Source organism: Streptomyces sp. LZ34 (assembly GCF_053890475.1).
In genome coordinates this window covers 8,391,197-8,411,131 of record NZ_CM132680.1, presented here as the reverse complement: position 1 = coordinate 8,411,131, position 19,935 = coordinate 8,391,197, and the positions used below count along the sequence as shown (strand labels likewise).

14 protein-coding genes are annotated in these 19,935 nt (G+C 72.4%); 6 read left to right on the top strand and 8 right to left on the bottom strand.

The window, feature by feature from the left end; genetic code table 11:
• Nucleotides 1–143: 143 nt before the first annotated feature.
• Nucleotides 144–1,325: an acyltransferase family protein gene (locus tag ACWY4P_RS35415; RefSeq protein ID WP_456204628.1), complete on the top strand. Its 1,182-nt coding sequence runs from the start codon at nt 144–146 to the stop codon at nt 1,323–1,325.
• Nucleotides 1,326–1,426: 101 nt separating this feature from the next.
• Here ACWY4P_RS35415 and ACWY4P_RS35410 read toward each other — a convergent pair whose 3' ends face one another.
• The 5 genes from ACWY4P_RS35410 to ACWY4P_RS35390 form a co-directional block, all read right to left on the bottom strand.
• On the bottom strand, nt 1,427–3,943 hold the full coding sequence (locus tag ACWY4P_RS35410; protein ID WP_456204627.1) for an FtsX-like permease family protein: 2,517 nt from the start codon (nt 3,941–3,943) through the stop codon (nt 1,427–1,429).
• Nucleotides 3,940–4,836, bottom strand: coding sequence for an ABC transporter ATP-binding protein (locus ACWY4P_RS35405; RefSeq protein WP_456204626.1), 897 nt, complete (start codon nt 4,834–4,836; stop codon nt 3,940–3,942). Before ACWY4P_RS35405 ends, ACWY4P_RS35410 begins: the two co-directional genes overlap by 4 nt.
• A 219-nt stretch (nt 4,837–5,055) precedes the next feature.
• A complete protein-coding gene (locus ACWY4P_RS35400) occupies nt 5,056–6,165 on the bottom strand; it encodes a PP2C family protein-serine/threonine phosphatase (protein ID WP_456204625.1) in 1,110 nt (369 codons plus the stop codon).
• Nucleotides 6,166–6,514: 349 nt separating this feature from the next.
• On the bottom strand, nt 6,515–7,324 hold the full coding sequence (locus tag ACWY4P_RS35395) for an Fpg/Nei family DNA glycosylase (RefSeq protein ID WP_456204624.1): 810 nt from the start codon (nt 7,322–7,324) through the stop codon (nt 6,515–6,517).
• A gap of 7 nt (nt 7,325–7,331) precedes the next feature.
• Nucleotides 7,332–7,820: a ribose-5-phosphate isomerase gene (locus ACWY4P_RS35390; protein WP_456204623.1), complete on the bottom strand. Its 489-nt coding sequence runs from the start codon at nt 7,818–7,820 to the stop codon at nt 7,332–7,334.
• A gap of 179 nt (nt 7,821–7,999) precedes the next feature.
• Between ACWY4P_RS35390 and ACWY4P_RS35385 the strand changes: the two genes are divergently transcribed.
• A complete protein-coding gene (locus ACWY4P_RS35385) occupies nt 8,000–9,484 on the top strand; it encodes an amino acid permease (protein WP_456204622.1) in 1,485 nt (494 codons plus the stop codon).
• Between the two features lie 97 nt (nt 9,485–9,581).
• Here ACWY4P_RS35385 and ACWY4P_RS35380 read toward each other — a convergent pair whose 3' ends face one another.
• Nucleotides 9,582–10,238 carry a biotin transporter BioY gene (locus ACWY4P_RS35380; protein WP_456204621.1) on the bottom strand — a complete coding sequence of 219 codons (657 nt, stop codon included), beginning with the start codon at nt 10,236–10,238 and terminating at the stop codon, nt 9,582–9,584.
• A gap of 272 nt (nt 10,239–10,510) precedes the next feature.
• On the opposite strand from ACWY4P_RS35380, the gene ACWY4P_RS35375 reads away from it, so the two are divergent.
• Nucleotides 10,511–11,941, top strand: a complete 1,431-nt coding sequence (locus ACWY4P_RS35375; protein WP_456204620.1) for an amino acid permease — start codon at nt 10,511–10,513, stop codon at nt 11,939–11,941.
• Nucleotides 11,942–12,038: 97 nt separating this feature from the next.
• Here ACWY4P_RS35375 and ACWY4P_RS35370 read toward each other — a convergent pair whose 3' ends face one another.
• On the bottom strand, nt 12,039–12,677 hold the full coding sequence (locus ACWY4P_RS35370) for a mycothiol-dependent nitroreductase Rv2466c family protein (RefSeq protein ID WP_456204619.1): 639 nt from the start codon (nt 12,675–12,677) through the stop codon (nt 12,039–12,041).
• Between the two features lie 160 nt (nt 12,678–12,837).
• Here ACWY4P_RS35370 and pepN point away from each other — a divergent pair, with 160 nt between their 5' ends.
• The gene (pepN, locus tag ACWY4P_RS35365; protein ID WP_456204618.1) at nt 12,838–15,456 is read left to right on the top strand and encodes an aminopeptidase N; all 2,619 of its coding nucleotides are present in this window, start codon (nt 12,838–12,840) and stop codon (nt 15,454–15,456) included.
• A gap of 150 nt (nt 15,457–15,606) precedes the next feature.
• Nucleotides 15,607–16,647, top strand: coding sequence for a hypothetical protein (locus tag ACWY4P_RS35360; protein ID WP_456204617.1), 1,041 nt, complete (start codon nt 15,607–15,609; stop codon nt 16,645–16,647).
• A gap of 75 nt (nt 16,648–16,722) precedes the next feature.
• Here the strand turns inward: ACWY4P_RS35360 and ACWY4P_RS35355 are convergent, their stop codons facing one another.
• Complete coding sequence (locus ACWY4P_RS35355; RefSeq protein ID WP_456204616.1) at nt 16,723–18,456, bottom strand: TIGR03767 family metallophosphoesterase; 1,734 nt, start codon at nt 18,454–18,456, stop codon at nt 16,723–16,725.
• A 372-nt stretch (nt 18,457–18,828) separates the two neighbouring features.
• Here ACWY4P_RS35355 and ACWY4P_RS35350 point away from each other — a divergent pair, with 372 nt between their 5' ends.
• A complete protein-coding gene (locus tag ACWY4P_RS35350; RefSeq protein WP_456204615.1) occupies nt 18,829–19,854 on the top strand; it encodes an aspartate-semialdehyde dehydrogenase in 1,026 nt (341 codons plus the stop codon).
• The last annotated feature ends 81 nt before the right edge of the window (nt 19,855–19,935 follow it).

The following is a 19,935-nucleotide window of genomic DNA, read 5'->3' as shown; positions in this document are numbered from 1 at the left end:
GCGATAGGCAACAAAGAACTGAACGAGGTTTTACGCAATAGAGGTTTCGGGGCTATCGTGCCTTAGATGTTCCACACTGCCATCACTCCCCGGCGCGCAGTGTGGTCCCGGGTCCTCTCCCCCAGTTCCTGGTGGGAGGGCCTGTGACCAACTCCCTGCGCCCGCACGGTTATCAGCGGGCCCCGCTCCCCCCGGCCCGGGAGGCGGAGCCCACTCCCCCCACACCGCACAGCGACAGAGCAGGGCATCAGACGGGTCCGCCGAACGCCCCGACCGGGCCCAAGCCCAAACAGCGGGACGCGTTCTTCGACAACGCCAAGTACCTCGCGATCGTCCTGGTCGCCATGGGCCACGCGTGGGAGCCGCTGACGGACTACAGCCGCACCGCCGAAGCGCTCTACATGACGCTCTACACGTTCCACATGCCGGCGTTCATCCTCATTTCCGGCTACTTCTCGCGCAGCTTCGACATGCGGCCCGACCGGCTCAAGCGGCTCATCACCGGAATCGTCGTGCCGTATCTGGTCTTCGAGATCGCGTACACCTTCTTCAAGCGCTGGGCGGACGACGACCCCACGTACGACTTCAGCCTCCTGGACCCCTGGTACCTCACCTGGTTCCTGATCGCGCTGTTCGTCTGGCGGGTGACCACCCCGGTCTGGAAGATCATCCGCTGGCCCGTCCCGCTCTCGCTGGCCATCGCGACGCTCGCCGCGGTCTCCCCCGACATCGGTGACGACCTCGATCTGCAGCGGGTGCTCCAGTTCCTGCCGTTCTTCGTGATCGGGCTGCACATGAAGCCGGAGCACTTCCAGATGATGCGCGGGCGCCGGATGCGGATCCTGGCCCTGCCGGTGTTCGCCTGCGCGTTCGTGTTCGCCTACTGGGCGGGCCCCCGGATGAACTCGGCGTGGTTCTACCGCCGCGACAGCGTCCAGGAACTGGCCGCGGCCCCATGGACCGGGCCCGTGATGACCCTCGCGCTCTTCGGCTGCTCGATGGTGCTGGTCGCCTGCTTCTTCGCCTGGGTGCCGCGGCGCCGGATGTGGTTCACCGCCCTGGGCGCCGGGACCCTGTACGGGTATCTGCTGCACGGCTTCCTCGCCAAGGGCTCCCGCTTCTGGGGCTGGTACGACGCGAACCCGTGGCTGCACGAGCCGCTGGGCGAGATCGCCGTCACCGTCATCGCCGCGACAGTGATCACGCTGCTGTGCACACCACCCGTGCAGCGCGTCTTCCGCTTCGCGATGGAACCGAAGATGGCCTGGGCCTTCCGGAAGGACCCGACCGAGCAGGCCCGTCAGCGCACCACCACGGCGGCCTGACCGCCCGACCCGAGCACGACTACCGCCCGACCCGAGCACGGCAGAAGACCGCGCCGGGGCCGTCGTACACGGCCCCGGCGCGGTCTTCGCCGTTTCCGGCCTCAGCCGGACCGGTCACGGCGGAGCACCGCCCGGGCGGGCAGCCCCGTCGCGAGCAGGCCCAGGGCCACCGCGGCGCCCGCGAACCCCGCGTACGTCAACGGCGGGAGATACGGGTCCTCGCCGGTCAAGCCCCGCGTCATCGGGACGAGCGTCGCCAGCGCGATCGCCGTGCCGAGCGTGACCCCCGCGATGACCACCAGCAGCGCCTCCCAGCGCACCATCCCCAGGACCTGCCGCCGCGTCGATCCGATCAGCCGCAGCATGCCCAGCTCCCGGCGGCGGTCCAGGACGGTCATGACCAGCGTGTTGGCGGCGGCGACGGCCGCGAAGCCGCCGAGGACCACGGCCATGACGGTGTTGGCCCAGACGTTGAGCTCGTCCTCCTCGTCCCGGGCCGCCGCGTAGCCGCCGGGTCCGGTGACCTCACCGAGGGGGCCGAGCGCGGCCGCGACGGCCGCCGGTGCGGCGCCCTTCTCGTCCCGCACCAGCACATGGCTGTCGAAGGCCGAGGTCACATGGGAGGCCAGCGCCGCGCGGGGCAGCGTGATCCCCGCGAGGCCCAGCCCCCGCCCGTACGTCGCGACGACCTTCGGCGCGACCGCCGTACCGTCCGGCAGGCGCAGCCGGAGCCGGTCGCCGACCTTCACATGCGCCGAGGACGCGAGGCCGGCGTCCACGGCCACCGTGCCGCGGCCCAGCGCCTCCAGGCTGCCCGTACGGACGTCGAGGTCCTGAACCGCCGCCAGGTCGCGGCCGGTCCCGGAGACGCCCTGCGCCGACGCGCTCTCCAGCCACGCGCCCTCGCCCGAGCCCCTGGGCAGCAGCACGCCGGTGCGCAGCACCCCGACCGCCGCCGCCACCCCCCGGACCGAGCCGGCCCTGGCCGTGGCGTCGGCGGGCAGGCCGCCGGGCGCGGAGACAACATGGTCGGCGACGATGCCCGCGCGCCGCTGCCCGGCCATCGCATGTGCCTCGCTGGTGTGCATGAACACCAGCGTCGAGGCGAAGGCCATCGCGAGCACGAGCGGGGTGATCGCCGAGGCCAGGCGGCGGGCGTTCGCCAGGGCGTTGGCCGCGGCGAGGGCGGCCGGGGCCCGGCCCGCCCGCAGCGGCAGGCCGACCAACCAGGCGCAGCCGCGGGCCACGAACGGGCCGAGCAGCCCGACGGCCAGCATGAACAGCATCACCACGCCCAGCGCGGCATTGGCCGCGTCCTCCCCCGACGCCGCGGCCGCCACGCCCGTCAGGACACCGCCGCCGGCCAGAGCCGCGACGCCCAGCAGCGTCCGGATCACCCCAGGGCGGAACGGCTCGGCGGCCGCCTCGCCGAGCGCCTGGCCCGGCTTGATCCGCGCCGGCCTGCGGGCGGCCGCCAGGCCTGCCAGCAGCGCGGCGAGCAGCCCCGCGCCGACCGCGCTGACCAGCGGGATCCAGGAGATCGCGAGCTCCACCCCGGCCGGGATCGCGCCCCGGTCCCGAAGCTGCCCGAACCACCAGTGCGCGAGCGCGATGCCGGGCAGCGTGCCGAGCGCGCCCGCGAGCGGGGCGACCAGCAGCGCCTCCGTGGCGATGGACCGGCGGATCTGGCGCGGGGTGGCGCCGACCGCGCGCAGCAGGGCGATCTCGCGGCCGCGCTGGCCGACGGAGAGCGCGACGGTGCCGGCGGTGGTGAAGATCGCGACCATGGTGGCGATGCCGCCGAAGGAGCCGCCGATCCCCTCCAGCACCTCCCTGGCCTGGGCAAGACCGGGCTCCCGGGCGGTGCCGCGCCCCTCACCGGTGTGCACGCGTGCGGCGGGCACCGCCTTGAGGGCGCGATTGAGGGCGGCCGCCAGGGCGCCGGGGGTGGTGCCGGGTCCGGGGCGAACAAGAACAGCGTCGACGGTGGCGGGGTGGCCGGACAGAGCCCGCGCCTGGGGGTCGGTGAACCAGACGGTGGGCCCGGGGTCCTGAGCGCCGCCCGTGCGCGTTCCGCCCGTACGGGTGATACCGGAGACCCGGAAGCGGTGGTCGCCGTCGGCCGCGGTCAGGGTGATGCGGCCGCCCACGCCGATGCGCGCCGCGCGGGCTGCGGCCGGGTCCAGCACGACCTCGCCCTTGCGCGGGGCCGTGCCGGAGTCGAGCGCGACCCCGGTGAAGGGGGCCGAGCCCCAGCCGTGTGCGGTCAGGGTGGCGTCGCCGCCCCGGACCGGGAAGGTCAGGTCGGGCGCGGCGGCCGCGGCGCCCGGGGTGCGGGCGGCCGTGGCGACGAGCGAGGCGTCGAGCCGGACGCGGTCGGGGGCGGGCTCCGACTCCTCCCGGTTCCCCACGCGCTGCTCCGCGGCGACCACGACCGGGGCGCTCGCGTAGCGCCCGGGCGGCACCGTGGCCCGCAGCCCGGACTCCAGCAGGATCCCGCAGGCCGACACGATCGCTGCGGCCAGCATCAGGGCGATGAACGTGCCCGCGAAGGCGGCGGGCTTGAAACGGACGGCGGACCGGGCCAGCCCGTTGCTCAGTGGCCTCAGTGGTCTCATCGGGCGATCTCTCCGGATGAGGGCGCCGCGGCAGGCGCCCAGGCCGGCAGGCTCGGCTCGCGGATCGGCATGTCCGGCGCGCCGGCGGCCGTGCGGGCGGTGAGCCGGGCCATCCGGGCGGCGATCTCCTGGGCGGGGGCGCGCGTCATGCTGTCGGCGATCGAGCCGTCGGCGAGGAACAACACACGGTCGGCGTAGCTCGCGGCCACGGGGTCGTGCGTGACCATGACGACGGTCGCGCCGAGCGCGTCCACGGCCTGCCGCAGCAGTCCGAGCACCTCGGCGGCGGTGCCGGTGTCGAGGGCACCGGTCGGCTCGTCGGCGAAGACGACGTCGGGGCTGGTGACGAGCGCACGGGCGATCGCCACCCGCTGCTGCTGCCCGCCGGAGAGCCGGCCCGGGCGGCGCCCGGCGTGCTCGTGCAGCCCCACCTGGGCGAGCACGGACCGGGCCCGGCCCCGGTCGGGGCGCGCGCCCGCGAGCCGCATCGGCAGCACCACGTTCTGCTCGACGGTGAGGGAGGGGAGGAGGTTGAAGGACTGGAAGACGAAGCCGAGGCGGGTGCGGCGCAGCGCGGTGAGCTTGTTCTCACTCATGCCGGTGATCTCCGTACCGCCGAGCCGGACCGAGCCCGCGGTCGGCCGGTCGAGGCCGGCGGCGCACTGCAGGAACGTGGACTTGCCGGAGCCCGAGGGGCCCATCACGGCGGTGAAGCTTCCCCGGGGGAGGGTGAGGTCGATGCCGCGCAGGGCGTGCACGGCGCGCGAGCCGCGCCCGTACTGGCGCCGCACACCGCGCAGTTCGACGGCGGCGCCCCCCGCGCCGCTCACCGCCTCACCCCACTCGTCCCGGCGCTCCGCACGCCGCCTGTCGCGCCGCCTCCGCAGCCGCATGGTCTCCGCCCTTCCGAGGTCGTTGTCGATGCCTCGAACGTACGGATCACGGGGGTTTCCCAGCCATGACGGCTGCCGCCGTTTCCGGGGTAGGGCTACCCCCCGCCCCGGCGGTGCCGGGCAGCCGGGGAGGGGCCCCGTCGCGGCCTTGTCACGGCCCTGAGAGCCCTCGGCAGGGGCCGTGGGCGGTCGAACCCCGGCGGGGGAAGAAGCGCCGCGCTACTGGCGGCAGATCAGCAGCAGCGCCCGGTCGTCGTTGACGTCCTTCGCGACCGTCTCGATCAGGTGCCACGCCGCGCCGTGGAAGTTGGACGCGACATAGCGGTCGGCCTCGCCGGTCAGGCGGTCGATGCCTTCGCTGATGTCGCGGTCGGCGGTCTCGACGAGGCCGTCGGTGAAGAGCATCAGGACGTCGCCGGGGCGCAGCGTGCCCTTCGTGGGGTCGAACTGGGCGCCGTCGTAGACGCCGAGCAGGGGGCCGTCGGCGGTCTTCTCCTCCCATTTGCCGGTGCCCGCGCTCAGCTGCAACGCGGGCAGATGTCCGGCCGAAAAGAGCTCGAAATCGCCGCTGTCGAGGTCGAGTACGAGGTGGATGGAGGTCGCGAAGCCCTCGTCCCAGTCCTGGCGCAGCAGGTAGCCGTTGGCGGCCGGGAGGAAGCCGTGGGGCGGCAGGGAGCCGAGGAGGCCGCCGAAGGCGCCGGACAACAGGAGGGCGCGGGAGGCCGCGTCCATGCCCTTTCCGGAGACGTCGGTGAGGACGACTTCGAGGGTGCGGCCGCCGTTCGTACGGGCCGCGACGACGAAGTCGCCGGAGAAGGACTGCCCGCCGGCCGGGCGCAGCGCCATCTCACGGTGCCAGCCGCTGGGCAGGCTGGGCAGCTTGCTCTGGACGCGGATGCGCTCGCGCAGGTCGAAGAGCATGGTGCCGCCGCGCCGCCAGGGCACCCCGACGCGACTGCGGAACTGGGCGATGAGCAGGCCGAAGAAGCCGACGGCCGCGACGACCAGGATGGTGCCGGGGGTGACCCGGGCGGAGGTGTCCTCCTCGGTGTAGGGGCCGAGGATGGCGGATTCGACGATGAGGCCGGTGGCCGCCGCCCCGTAGAGCGCGAGAAGGCTGGCGGGGCGCAGCACCAGGCCGCCCGCGACGATGGGCAGCACGAGGGCCGCAGGGGCGCACCAGTCGGGCTGGGCGATGGTGCCGAAGGCGATGGCAGGGACGGAGAGCAGCAGCAGCGCGAGGGCGAGCCGGTCCGAGCCGCCACCGCGGAAGTAGTCGACTCCGGCCTTGCGCACGCCAGTGCGAGCCCGGTGCAGTGCTTTGCGCATCCGGGCTGTCGGAGTGTCTACGCCGCCAGTCATTGCATCGGGACCCTACCCACCCGTTCGGACGCCCGTCGATTCGTGGCGCGTCGAACCACCCACCGGAGTGGGCAATCGTAAGCGAAATTCGTTCGCCTGTACCGTAAATCCCTGCTAGGGATGGGAATATGACGATAGCGCTTCGGGCGCTCGACCTGTCCCACTGGGACGAGTGATTCGGGAAGCTGGAGCTCGCGTTCGGCGGGGTCCAGGAGCCGCCGGCCGACGCGCCCGGGCCGCGGCTGGGCACACGGGAGTTGGGCGCGGCGCATCTTGGCGGGATCTCGCTGTCCGCGCCGGCGGGCGCCGGCAGGGCCTAACGGCGCTGACAGTTCGGGCACCAGAACAGATTCCGGTTGGCGAGGTCCGCGGTGCGCACCTCGCCGCCGCAGATGTGGCAGGGCCGTCGGTCCCGGCGGTAGACGTAGACCTCGCCGCCGTGGTCGTCGACGCGCGGCGGGCGGCCCATCGCCTCGGGGGTGTGCTCGGGGCGGACCGTGTCGATCCGGTTGTTCCGTACACCTTCGCGCATCAGCGCCACGAGGTCCGCCCAGATCGCGTCCCACTCGGCGCGGCTCAGGTCGCGGCCCGCGCGGTACGGGTCGATGCCGTGCCGGAAGAGGACCTCGGCGCGGTAGACGTTGCCGACCCCCGCGACCACCTTCTGGTCGAGCAGCAGCGCGGCCACGCTGGTGCGGCTGCGGGAGACCCGGGCCCAGGCGCGGTCCCCGTCGTCCGAGGGGCGCAGCGGGTCCGGGCCGAGCCGGTCGTGCACCGCCCGCTTCTCGTCGTCGGTGATCAGCGCGCAGGCGGTCGGGCCCCGCAGGTCCGCGTACGCCGCTCCGCCGACCAGCCGCAGCCGCACGGTCTCGGTGGGCGGCGGGGCGGGGGCCGGGCCGAGGCCGTACTTGCCGAACAGACCGAGGTGGACATGGACCCAGCCGGTCGCCGGAAAGCCCAGGAAGAGGTGCTTGCCGTGGGCCTCGGCGTGCTCCAGCACCTGCCCGTCGATCAGCGCCGCGCCGTCGGCGAACTTGCCCTGCGGGCTGCTGGCGCGTACGGGCCGGCCGCCGAACAGCTCACTGTGGTCGGCGGCCAGCCGGTGGATGGTGTGCCCTTCGGGCATCAGGCCATCAGCCCTGCTGCGGGTGGTGGGCGGGGATGGGCGGCAGCTCGCCGGTGGTCTCGTAGCCGGAGAGCATCTCGATGCGCCGGGTGTGACGCTCCTCACCCGAGTACGGGGTGTTCAGGAAGATCTCGACAAACTTGGTCGCCTCTTCCTGCGTGTGCATCCGGGCGCCGACGCTGATCACATTGGCGTTGTTGTGCTCACGGCCGAGCGCGGCGGTCTGCTCGCTCCAGGCCAGCGCGGCGCGCACGCCCTTGACCTTGTTGGCGGCGATCTGCTCGCCGTTCCCGGAGCCGCCGATCACGATGCCCAGGCTGTCGGCGTCGGACGCGGTCCGCTCGGCGGCCCGGAGACAGAACGGCGGGTAGTCGTCCTGGGCGTCGTAGATGTGGGGCCCACAGTCGACGGGCTCATGGCCGGCCGCCCGGAGCCACTCAACTAGGTGGTTCTTGAGTTCGAAACCGGCATGGTCGGAGCCGAGGTACACGCGCATGCCCCGAGTGTGACACGGCCGTGTGGTCGTCACCGCCCGGGGTACGAGTTGCGGAAGCCCTCAGTAGCACCAAGGAAACGCATAGAAACCTCAGGTAACGATCCGGAATCAGAGGTTCAGTTGATCGTGCCCCTGGGTTTCACTGGCGACGCTCGTCACCCAAGAGCAAAGGATCGAGCATGAGCGCACAACCCGCGACCAATGCGGCCGAGGCGGCGACCGGCACCCCCGGCCCCGACACTCCGTCCGACGGGCTCAAGGCCGGCCTCAAGAATCGCCATCTGTCGATGATCGCGATCGGCGGGGTGATCGGCGCCGGGCTGTTCGTCGGATCCGGAGCCGGCATCGCCAAGGCCGGCCCCGGCATCCTCATCTCCTACGCGCTGGTCGGCCTCATGGTCGTCCTGGTGATGCGGATGCTCGGCGAGATGGCCGCCGCCAACCCGACCTCGGGCTCCTTCTCCGCCTACGCCGACCGGGCGCTCGGCCGCTGGGCCGGGTTCTCGATCGGCTGGCTCTACTGGTTCTTCTGGGTGGTGGTGCTGGCGGTCGAGGCGACCGCGGGCGCCACGATCCTCGAGGGCTGGGTGCCGCAGGTGCCGCAGTGGGCCTGGGCGCTGATCGTGATGGTGGTGCTCACCGCGGCCAACCTGGTCTCGGTCTCCTCCTATGGCGAGTTCGAGTTCTGGTTCGCCGGGATCAAGGTCGTCGCCATCGCCGCGTTCATCGTGGTGGGCGGGCTGGCCGTCTTCGGGGTGCTGCCCGGCTCGGACAACGAGGGGGCGGGCCTCGCGCACCTCACCGACCACGGCGGGTTCCTGCCGAACGGCCCGGGGGCGATCCTCACCGGCGTGCTGTTGGTCGTCTTCTCCTTTATGGGCAGCGAGATCGTCACCCTCGCCGCCGGTGAGTCCGCCGACCCGCAGCGGGCGGTGACCAAGGCGACCAACAGCGTGATCTGGCGTGTCGCGGTGTTCTACCTGGGTTCGATCTTCGTCGTGGTGACCCTGCTGCCGTGGGACAACCCCGGGATCGCGGACAAGTCGAAGGGCAGCTACGTCTCGGCGCTCGACTCGATCGGAATACCGCACGCGGGCCAGGTCATGAACGTGATCGTGCTGACCGCCGTGCTGTCCTGTCTGAACTCCGGCCTTTACACCGCCTCCCGGATGGCCTTCTCGCTCGGGCAGCGCGGGGACGCGCCGGCCGCCTTCGCGAAGACCACCTCGCGCGGGGTGCCGCAGGCCGCGATCCTCGGGTCGGTCGTCTTCGGCTTCGTCGCGGTCTGGTTCAACTACCAGTGGAAGGACACGGTCTTCCAGTTCCTGCTGAACTCCTCGGGCGCCGTCGCGCTGTTCGTCTGGCTGGTGATCTGCTTCACCCAGCTGAGGATGCGCGGGATCATCCTGCGCGAGTCCCCGGACAAGCTGGTCGTCCGGATGTGGCTGTTCCCGTATCTGACCTGGGCGACAATCGCGATGATCTCGTTCGTGCTGCTCTACATGCTCACCGACAAGGACGGGCGCGACCAGGTACTGCTGTCCGCCCTGGTGGCCGTGGCGGTCGTGGCCTTCGCGCTGGTCCGTGACCGCCTCCCCGGGGCCCGGCGCGCGGCCGCCGCCGACAGCGCCGAGGGCGAGCGCAAGGAATCGGTGCTCCCTTAGGGCCCACTCCTTCCCTCATACGTACGCGCTCAGGCGCCGGACGAGCCAACGCTCATCCGGCGCCTGAGCGCGTAGTAGGGGGTAGGGGAGCGGGGCGTCAGCCGCGGCGGCCGATCAGCTTCCAGGCGGCGGGCAGCGCGCCCATCGCCAGCGCGGCCTTCAGCGCGTCGCCGATCAGGAACGGCGTGAGGCCCGCGGCGACCGCCTGGCCGAGGGAGATGTCCGCGGCCAGCGCGAGGTAGGGGACGCCGACGGCGTAGATGATCGCCGAGCCGACCGCCATGGTGCCCGCCGTGCGCAGCACCCCGCGGTCCCCGCCGCGCCGCGCCAGCGCGCCCACCACGGCCGCGGCGAGCAGCATGCCCAGCACATAGCCGAAGGACGGCATCGCGGCGCCCGAGTGGCCCTCGGCGAACCACGGCAGGCCCGCCGTGCCGAGGAGGGCGTACAGCGCGAGGGAGAGGAAGCCGCGCCGGGCGCCGAGCGAGGTGCCGACCAGCAGCGCGGCGAAGGTCTGGCCGGTCACCGGGACCGGGGAGCCGGGGACGGGCACGGAGATCTGCGCGGCGAGGCCGGTGAGCGCGGCACCGCCGACGACCAGGGCGGCGTCCCGGGTCAGGATGTACCTGGCCGAAGAGGCCGAAGAAGCTGACGAAGAAGCCGACGAGGCAGCCAACTGGGCCCGGCGGGCCGGGAAGATCACGTCCGCGAGGACCGTACCCGGGTGGACGGCGGCGGCAGAAGCGGTACTCATCGGCGGTTCTCCGAGGTGAGAGGCGGTGTGGGACACGGTGACGGTAACCCGGGGGCCGGTCCGCGATCACGGTCGACGAGCGACAAAGCCACACCGGCCCGCTTGGAGACTTCCGGCAGCCGCCGGCTGGGCAATGGGATGGGTACGCAGCGTCACAGGAGGGTCCGATATTCAGACATCCTGGGTCCGCGTGTTGTTCTGAGCGGACAAGCCCCGCACACTGAGGGCGTTTTGCGCCAGATACAACCTCATGTAATGGACACAACAGACCCATGAACCGGACACCCGCGTCCTCCGCGTCCTCCGCGCAGGCGCCCGACGCCGAGGCGGTCGGCACCGGCCGGGCCGGCGGCGCGCCGCTGTCCCGCGGCCTCAAGCAGCGCCATCTGTCGATGATCGCCCTCGGGGGCGTGATCGGCGCGGGCCTGTTCGTCAGCTCCGGCACCGGCATCGCGGCCGCCGGGCCGTCGATCGTGGTCGCGTATGTGGTGTCCGGCCTGCTGGTGATGCTCGTGATGCGCATGCTCGGCGAGATGTCGGCGGCCAACCCGGCCTCCGGCTCCTTCTCCGTGCACGCCGAGCGGGCCATCGGGCCCTGGGCGGGGTTCACCGTGGGGTGGATGTTCTGGGTGCTGCTGTGTGTGGGCATCGCGGCCGAGGCGATCGGCGCGGCGGGGATCATGGTCCGCTGGCTGCCGGGCACCGAGTCCTGGATGTGGGTCGCGCTGTTCATGGTGATCTTCTGTGCGACGAACCTCTCGGCCGTCGGCAACTTCGGCGAGTTCGAGTTCTGGTTCGCCGCGCTGAAGATCACCGCGATCTCGCTCTTCCTGGTCCTGGGCGTGCTGGCCATCATCGGCGTGCTCCCGGGCACCGACGCCCCGGGCGCCGCCAACCTCACCGGGACCCATGGCTTCCTGCCCAACGGCCTCGACGGCCTCGTCCTGGGCCTGCCGGCCACCGTGTTCGCCTACGGCGGGCTGGAGACGGTCACCATCGCGGCGGCGGAGTCCGAGCACCCGGTCCAGGGGGTCGCGAGCGCGGTGCGCACCGCGATGTGGCGCATCGCGGTGTTCTACGTGGGCTCGATGCTGGTCGTCGTCACCCTGATCCCGTGGAACGACCCGTCGGTCGTCGCCGACGGCCCGTACGTGGCGGTGCTGGGGCACCTCGGCATCCCGGCGGCCGGCCAGCTGATGAACGTCATCGTGCTGGTGGCCCTGCTCTCAGCGATGAACGCCAACATCTACGGCGCCTCCCGCATGGCGTACTCGCTCGCGGCGCGCGGCGAGGGGCCGTCCGTCCTCGGCAAGGTCAGCGGCGGGGTGCCCCGGGCGACCGTGCTCGCCTCCTGCGCCTTCGGCTTCCTCGCGGTGCTGCTGAGCTACTGGTGGCCGGAGACCGTCTTCAAGTGGCTGCTCAACATGGTCGGCGCGGCCGTGCTGATCGTGTGGGGCTTCATCGCGGTCTCGCAGTTGAGGATGCGCAGGCAGTTGCGGCGCGAGACGCCCGAGAAGCTCGTGGTGAAGATGTGGCTGTTCCCGTATCTGACGTGGGTGGCCCTGGCCGGGACGGTCGCCGTGCTGGCGCTGATGACCCGCGAGGCCGACACCCGTACCCAGCTGTACTTCTCGGCCGGGCTGACGGTGGCGCTCGCGGCGGTCGGATACGTACGGCAGCGGCTGGTGGCGGCGCGGAGCTGACCGCCCCCGGCCCGGCCCGAAGGCCCCCCGCGCGACCGTGCCGCGCCGGGGGCCTTCGCGGTCCGCCCTGTCGTGTGTGCCGTCTGGCGTGTGTGCCTCAGTCGAAGATCGGGCCCACCGTGCGCGTGCGCTTGATCTCGTAGAAACCGGGTATCGAGGCGACCATCAGCGTGCCGTCCCACAGCCTGGCGGCGGCCTCGCCCTTGGGCGCGGGGGTGACGACCGGTCCGAAGAAGGCGATCTGGTCGCCGTCCGCGCCGGGGACCGCGATGACCGGAGTGCCCACGTCCTGGCCGACCAGGTCGATGCCCTCCTTGTGAGAGGCGCGCAGCACGTCGTCGTACGCGTCGGTGTCGGCGGCGTCCGCGAGGTCGGCGGGCAGACCCGCCTCCTCGAGGGCGGCGACGATCGTCTCGCGGTTCCGCTCCAGACCCTGGTTGTGGAAGCGGGTGCCGAGCGCGTCGTAGAGCGGGGCGAGCACCTCGTCGCCGTGCTTCTGCGCCGCGGCGATGCACACCCGCACCGGACCCCAGGCCGGGCCGCGCATCATCTCCTGGTACTCCTCCGGCAGTTCGTCGATCCTGGGCTCGTTGAGCACGGCCAGACTCATCACATGCCAGCGCACCTCGACCGGGCGGACCTTCTCCACCTCCAGCATCCACCGGGAGGTCATCCAGGCCCAGGGACACAGCGGGTCGAACCAGAAATCGGCAGGAGTCTTGGCGGTTTCGGTCACGGTCTCTCCTCGACGAGCGGCTGCGGAAAAGCGGTATGTGCTCCAAGAAACACGGCCGGGCGCGGCGGCCATTCCCCGATTCCCGTTGTCAGTGACGCATGACATGATTTCGCGTATCCGAGTGTCCCGATCTTCGAGACGATGACGAGGGAGCCGCGTCTTGCCCGGCGAGAACCTGACCCGTGACGAAGCCCGCGAGCGAGCGCGGCTGCTGGCCGTGGACTCGTACGACGTGGCGCTCGACCTGAGGTCCGCGGTCGGCGAGCACACCGGCGCCGGGCCGCGCACCTTCCGCTCGACCACCACGGTCCGCTTCCGCTGTGCCGAGCCGGGGGCGGCGTCCTTCGTCGATCTGCTCGCGCCGCGGGTCACCACCGTGCGGCTGAACGGCCGGGAGCTCGACCCGGAGGCCGTCTTCGACGGGGCGCGGATCGCCCTCGACTCCCTCGCCGCGGAGAACGAGCTGGTGGTGGACGCGCAGTGCGCCTACAGCAGGACCGGCGAGGGGCTGCACCGCTTCGTGGACCCCGAGGACGGCCAGGTCTATCTGTACACGCAGTACGAGCCGGCCGACGCCCGCCGCGTCTTCGCGAACTTCGAGCAGCCCGACCTCAAGGCCCGGTTCACCTTCTCGGTGACCGCCCCGCGGGACTGGACGGTGCTCGGCAACGGCCAGGTGGCCGGGGTCGAGCCGGAGGGCGTGGACGGCGCGTTCGCCACCACCCGCTTCGCGCCGACCAAGCCCATCTCCACGTACATCACGGCGGTCGTCGCCGGCCCGTACCACTACGAGCGGGACCACTACAGCCGCACCCTGCCGGACGGCTCCGCCCTGGAGATCCCGCTGGGCGCGCTGTGCCGCGCCTCGCTCGCCAAGCACTTCGACGCGGACGACGTCTTCACCGTCACCAAGCAGGGCCTGGACTTCTTCCACGACCACTTCGACTACCCGTACCCCTTCGGGAAGTACGACCAGGCGTTCGTGCCCGAGTACAACCTCGGCGCGATGGAGAACCCGGGCTGTGTGACCTTCCGCGAGGAGTTCGTCTTCCGCGGCAAGGTCACCCAGGCCTCGTACGAGCGCCGGGCCAATGTGATCCTCCATGAGATGGCCCATATGTGGTTCGGCGACCTGGTCACCATGGAGTGGTGGGACGACCTGTGGCTCAAGGAGTCGTTCGCGGACTTCATGGGCGCCTTCTCGCTCGTCGAGTCGACCCGCTTCACCGACGGCTGGATCACCTTCGCCAACCGCCGCAAGGCCTGGGCGTACCGCGCCGACCAGCTGCCGTCCACCCACCCGGTCACGGCCGACATCCGCGACCTGGAGGACGCCAAGCTCAACTTCGACGGCATCACCTACGCCAAGGGCGCCTCCGTCCTCAAGCAGCTGGTCGCCTACGCCGGGCGGGACGCCTTCCTGGAGGGCGCGCGCCGCTACTTCAAGCGCCACGCGTACGGCAACACGCGCCTGGCCGATCTGCTGTCGGTGCTGACCGAGACCTCCGGCCGGGACATGACCGCCTGGTCCCGGGCCTGGCTGGAGACAGCCGGGGTCAATGTGCTCACCCCGCAGGCCACCTGTGACGCGGCCGGCCACATCACCGAGCTGTCGATCGTCCAGGAAGCCGCCTCCCCCGAGCACCCGACGCTGCGCCCGCACCGGGTCGCCGTCGGCCTCTACCGCCGGGACGGCGCGGCGGCCGGCGAGTCCAGCGCGCTGGTGCGCTACGCCCGGGCCGAGATCGACGTGGCCGGCCCCCGTACGGTCGTCACCGAGCTGACCGGGGCCGAGCGGCCCGATCTGATCCTGGTCAACGACGACGACCTCACGTACTGCAAGATCCGCTTCGACGAGGTCTCGCTGGACACCCTGCGCGCCCACCTGGGCGAGGTGACCGACCCCCTCTCGCGGGCGCTGTGCTGGTCCGCCCTGTGGAACCTGACGCGGGACGCGCTGATGCCCGCCGGCGACTTCCTGGACCTGGTGGAGCGCTTCGGCGGGGCGGAGACCGACATCGGCGTGCTGCAGATGGTCCAGGCGTGGGCCCAGTCCGCGCTCCAGTACTACGCGGCGCCCGGCCGGCGCGAGGAGGGCGGCCTGCGGGTCGGCGAGGGCGCGCTGCGCGAGCTGCGGCTGGCCGCCCCGGGCAGCGGCCATCAGCTGGCCTGGGCGCGGTTCTTCGCCGAGACCGCCGCCACCGATCTGGACCAGCGGCTGCTGCGCGGGCTGCTGGACGGCACGGCCCGGATCGACGGGCTGGATGTCGACCAGGAGCTGCGCTGGACGTTCGTGGCCTCGCTGGCCGCCCAGGGAGCGGCCGACGCGGCGCTGATCGCTGCGGAGCTGGCCCGCGACGACACCGCCTCCGGCAAGCGCCACCAGGTGCGCTGTCTGACCGCCCGGCCTTCGGCCGAGGTCAAGGCGGAGGCGTGGGCGTCGGTCGTGGAGTCCGACGCGCTGTCCAACGCCCTGGTGGAGGCCACCATCGCGGGCTTCGCCCAGCCTTCGCAGACGGAGCTGCTCGCGCCGTACGAGGACCGGTACTTCGCCGTGATCGAGCGGGTGTGGCGGGAGCGCTCGATCGAGATCGCGATGGCGATCGTCCGCGGTCTGTTCCCCGCGCAGGGCGACGCCAGGACCCTGGAGGCGGCCGACACCTGGCTCGCCGGCCACCCGACCGCGGCGCCCGCGCTGCGCCGGCTGGTCCTGGAAGCGCGCGACGACCTCGCTCGGGCGCTGCGCGGACAGGAGTGCGACGCACGCTCGGCTGTCTGACGGGCCGTTGTCGGCAGACGGGGGTCGTTGTCGGCAGACCAGGTGTTTTCGGCAATCGAACGCCCGTACTTTAGGGCGGCGTTGTCCGTATTTGTCGACGGGTGTGTAACAGCGGTTAGCGGGCCGGGCGGGCCCGGGAATGGCGGGGTCATGAACTCCGACACCCCGCTCTCGCCCCGCCCGCTGCACCACCTCCCGGACGGCGGACGCAGCGTCCTGACGAGCCGTCAGCTCCGGGAGCACGGCGTGACGGCGGCCGAAGCCGCCGAGCGCTGCCGCCCCGGCGGCCCCTGGCAGCGGATCCTGCCGGGCGTCCACCTGCTCCACCCCGGCCCCGCCACCGGCGAGGAGCGGCTGCGCGCGGCGCTCCTGTACGCCGCGAGCCGCGAGCGCCCGGGCAACCCGGAAGGCACCGTTCCGCCGCCTGGGGCGGGCGGTCTGTACGGCGAGACGATGATCACCGGACTGGCGGCGCTGGCCCTGCACCGCTTCTCCGCCGCCCCCTCGCTGCGCGCCCTGGACCGCGTCGATGTGCTCGTACCGCGCGCGCGGCGGCTGCGCTCGACCGGCTATGTGCGCTTCGTCCGCGCCGCCGCCCTGCCCCGCCCCCGGGAGATCACCGGCCTGCCGACCGCCCCCGCCTCCCGTGCCCTCGCCGACGCGGTGGCCCAGCTGTCCGACGCCTCGGCCGTCCGCCGGCTGCTCATCGAGGCCGTGCGCCAGGGGCACTGCGAGGCGTCGTCCGTCGTACGGGAGCTGAGCCGGGCCCGGCTGCTGTCCCGGCCGCATGTCGTCGACGCCGTCGACGCGCTGCTGGCCGAAGGGCGGGCCATGGCCGAGGCCCTGCTGTACGACATGGTGCGCGGCTACTCCCTGCCCGAGCCGCTGTGGAACGTCGAGCTGCGGCTGCCCGGCGGCTCCCTGCTGGCCGGGGTGGACGCCTACTGGCCGCTGCAGGCCGTGGCGCTGGAGATCGACGCGCGCACCCCCCGGCAGGGCGGCGTGCACGACCCGCTGGGCGGCTTCACGCCCGGGGGCGAGCACATGGAGCGGCTGGGCATCACGGTCGTGCGCGTCACCCCCAGGAAGCTCCGCGAGTGCCTGGAGGCGCAGGCCGCGGTGGTCCGCACCGCGCTGATCGCGTCGGTCGACCGCGAGCCCGCGCCCTACGTCGTGATCCGGCCGAGGTGAGCCGAGGTGAGCCGAAGCAGCCGACGCGGTTGAGCAGCGGACCCGGGCCGGCCGCGGCGCGACCGTGGCACAGGCTCACGGCTTGCGCAGCACCAGTTCGGTGTTGCGGTCGCCCGCATCGCCCGCCAGGGCCTGGCTGCGCCCCGGAGCGTTGTAGGACAGCTCGCGGTAGAGCGCGGCGAGGCCGGTCTGGGACAGGTCGGAGTAGTCCGTGCGGCGCGGCGCGGCCGACTCGACGAGGGTGGTGAACAGCGACAGCGTGCCGTCGTGGTTGTCCACGACCTCGATCACCCGGGCCAGCTGGGGGAAGTCCACGTGCGAGGCGGTGGTGATCTCCCAGAAGGTGCCGCGCGGGGTGATCTCGTTCTTGTGGCTGTGGCCGTTGATCCACGCCAGCACCTGGGGGTGGCGCTTGAAGAGGGCCACGATCTCGTCGCCGCCGTGCCGGGCCTCGCCCGGGCGGGCCGGGTCGCGGTTCAGGTTGTCCATGCTGCGGCTGTAGTGGTGGCTGAAGACCAGGATCCGGTCGTCCTTGTGGGCCTTCAGGGTCCGCTCCAGCCAGCGCAGCTGGGCGGTGCCCAGCGAACCGGTGTAGTGGCCGCCCGGGTCGGTGGTGTCCAGGCTGATGCCGATGACGCCGTCGGATATCGGGAACGAGTAGTAGCAGGTGCCCTCGTCGAGGTTGGCCTTGGTGTAGCCGTGGCCGACCGGGCCGGGCCCGGTGTGGGCCGGGTCCAGGTGCGCGGCGACGAAGTCACGCTGGGAGAAGGGCGCGCGGCGCTCGTCGGGGGTGACGGTGCGCATGTCCTTCGCGTGCGCGCGCAGCAGCTCCTTCATGACCTTGCCCGTGGGGTCGCCGCCCTTGCGCTCGTCCTTGAAGCGCTCCGCGGCCTCGGCGGCCGGGATGATCTGGAGCTTGCGGCTGCCGGTGGCGAGGTCCGCGAGGTAGTTCCCGCCGAAGGAGTAGACGCCGCCGGCCAGGTCGTCGTGGTTGCCGATGGTCGAGTACCACGGCAGCCGCAGCCCGGGGCTGTTGACGGTGCGCAGCGCGGCCTCGAGGAAGCCGTCGACGCGCGGGAAGCCGGCCTGCTTGTCGGCGTCGCGCAGGGCGCTGTCCGGGTGCCAGAACGCCTTGAGCCCGCTGTTCTGCACGCCCTCGTAGCGGCGCGGGTCGCCCGTGTTGGGGGTGATCCGGCCGCCGTTCATCACGCCCAGGAACCAGTCCAGCTCGATCCGCGCGTTGTTGTCCGTGTTGTCGCCGGTGGTCATGACGAAGGAGAGCGGGGAGCCGGTGGCGGGCCCGCCGCGCAGACCGTTGACCCGCTCGACGAGGGACGCCGCGCCGACGACGGTCAGCGCCTCGTGGGGCCGCCAGGCGCCCGGGCGCCCGGCGCGCAGGAACTCATAGCGCAGCGGGTGCTGCACATCGGTGAGGTGCAGATCGGTGAGTTGCACGAAGGAGGCGAGCGTGGTGCGCCGGTCCTCCCGGCCACCCTTGGCCCCGGCGAGCTCGGTGCGTACGGTACGGGCCCAGGCCGGGCCCTCGCCGAGCCGGCGGTAGGCGCCGCTGCCGCGCGGCGCGGAGAAGGTCTCCAGCGTCGTGCCGGCCTTCGAGGGCAGCGCGGGGGCGGTGACGACCCTGCGGCCGGCGGCGCGCACCTGGGGCGGCTGGGAGGCGGTCGCCGAACCGCTGCCGGGCCCGAAGGCGAGCCCGAGGCCGGTCGCGGCGGTGGCGGAGGCGGCGGCGACGAGGAGGGTGCGGCGGTCGAGGGCGGTGACGGCAGAGGCGGCGGACCGTATGCGGGACATGCGGGATCTCCCCGAGTGCGAACGCGGAAGCGGTCGGGCAGCGGGCTGCCCTGTCACTTCGGATCGTTGGCAGCGGGGGTGACCTGTGAGTTAACGATGCCGCAACGCCCGCCGCCGAAATACGCACGTGGATCTTGGCGAGAGCAAACGGCCATCCCGCACTCCGCCGCCGGAATTCCGCCGCTCACTTGGAGTTCACCGGGGCTGGGAACCCCGAGGGAACTTCAGGCGCGGTGTGCGCGCGGCGTACGCCCGGCGCGGGCCCGTCCCAGGCAGCGGACAATGGATTGGACAAGGTCGCCGGGGCCACCCGCATGATGGGACGGCACGCCAGGCACCCAGCACCAGGCACAGATCATGAAGGAGCGCGTCGTGAGGATCGGAATCGTCGGAGCCACCGGCCAGGTCGGCGGGGTCATGCGGAAGATCCTCGCGGAGCGGGACTTCCCGGTCGAGGAGCTGCGCCTGTTCGCCTCGGCCCGCTCCGCCGGGCGCACGCTCCCCTGGCGGGACACCGAGATCTCCGTCGAGGACGCGGCCACCGCCGACTACTCCCGGCTGGACATCGCGCTGTTCTCCGCGGGCGGGGCCACCTCCCGGGCGCTGGCGCCCAAGGTGTCCGCGGCCGGCGCCGTGGTGATCGACAACTCCTCCGCCTGGCGGATGGACCCCGAGGTGCCGCTGGTGGTCTCCGAGGTCAACCCGGACGCCGTCGGGCACCGCCCCAAGGGCATCATCGCCAACCCGAACTGCACCACCATGGCCGCCATGCCGGTGCTGCGCCCGCTGCACGAGGAGGCGGGTCTCACCGCCCTGGTCGCGACCACCTACCAGGCCGTGTCCGGCTCCGGCCTGTCCGGTGTGGAAGAGCTGGACGGCCAGGTCCGCAAGGCCATGGACCGCGCGACCGCGCTGACCCACGACGGCTCGGCTGTGGAGTTCCCCGAGCCGGCCGTCTACAAGCGCCCCATCGCCTTCAACGTGCTGCCGTTCGCGGGCAACCTCGTCGACGACGGCCGCTTCGAGACGGACGAGGAGCAGAAGCTCCGCAACGAGTCCCGCAAGATCCTCGGGATCCCCGAGCTGAAGGTCTCCGGCACCTGCGTCCGCGTGCCCGTCTTCACCGGCCACTCGCTGCAGGTCAACGCCCGCTTCGCCAATCCGCTGAGCGTGGCGCGCGCGTACGAGCTGCTGGCCGAGGCCCCGGGCGTCGAGCTCTCGGAGATCCCGACCCCGCTGCAGGCGGCGGGCAACGACCCCAGCTATGTGGGCCGCATCCGCGTGGACGAGACGGTCGACAACGGCCTCGCGCTCTTCCTGTCCAACGACAACCTCCGCAAGGGGGCGGCGCTCAACGCAATCCAGATCGCGGAGCTGGTGGCGGCCGAGCTCAGCTGAGCCGACGCTCCCCCGACCCGGTGCGCATGGCCGTTCCGGGCACCTGACAGTGGCGCCCGCGGCGCCGGGCGATTATCGCGG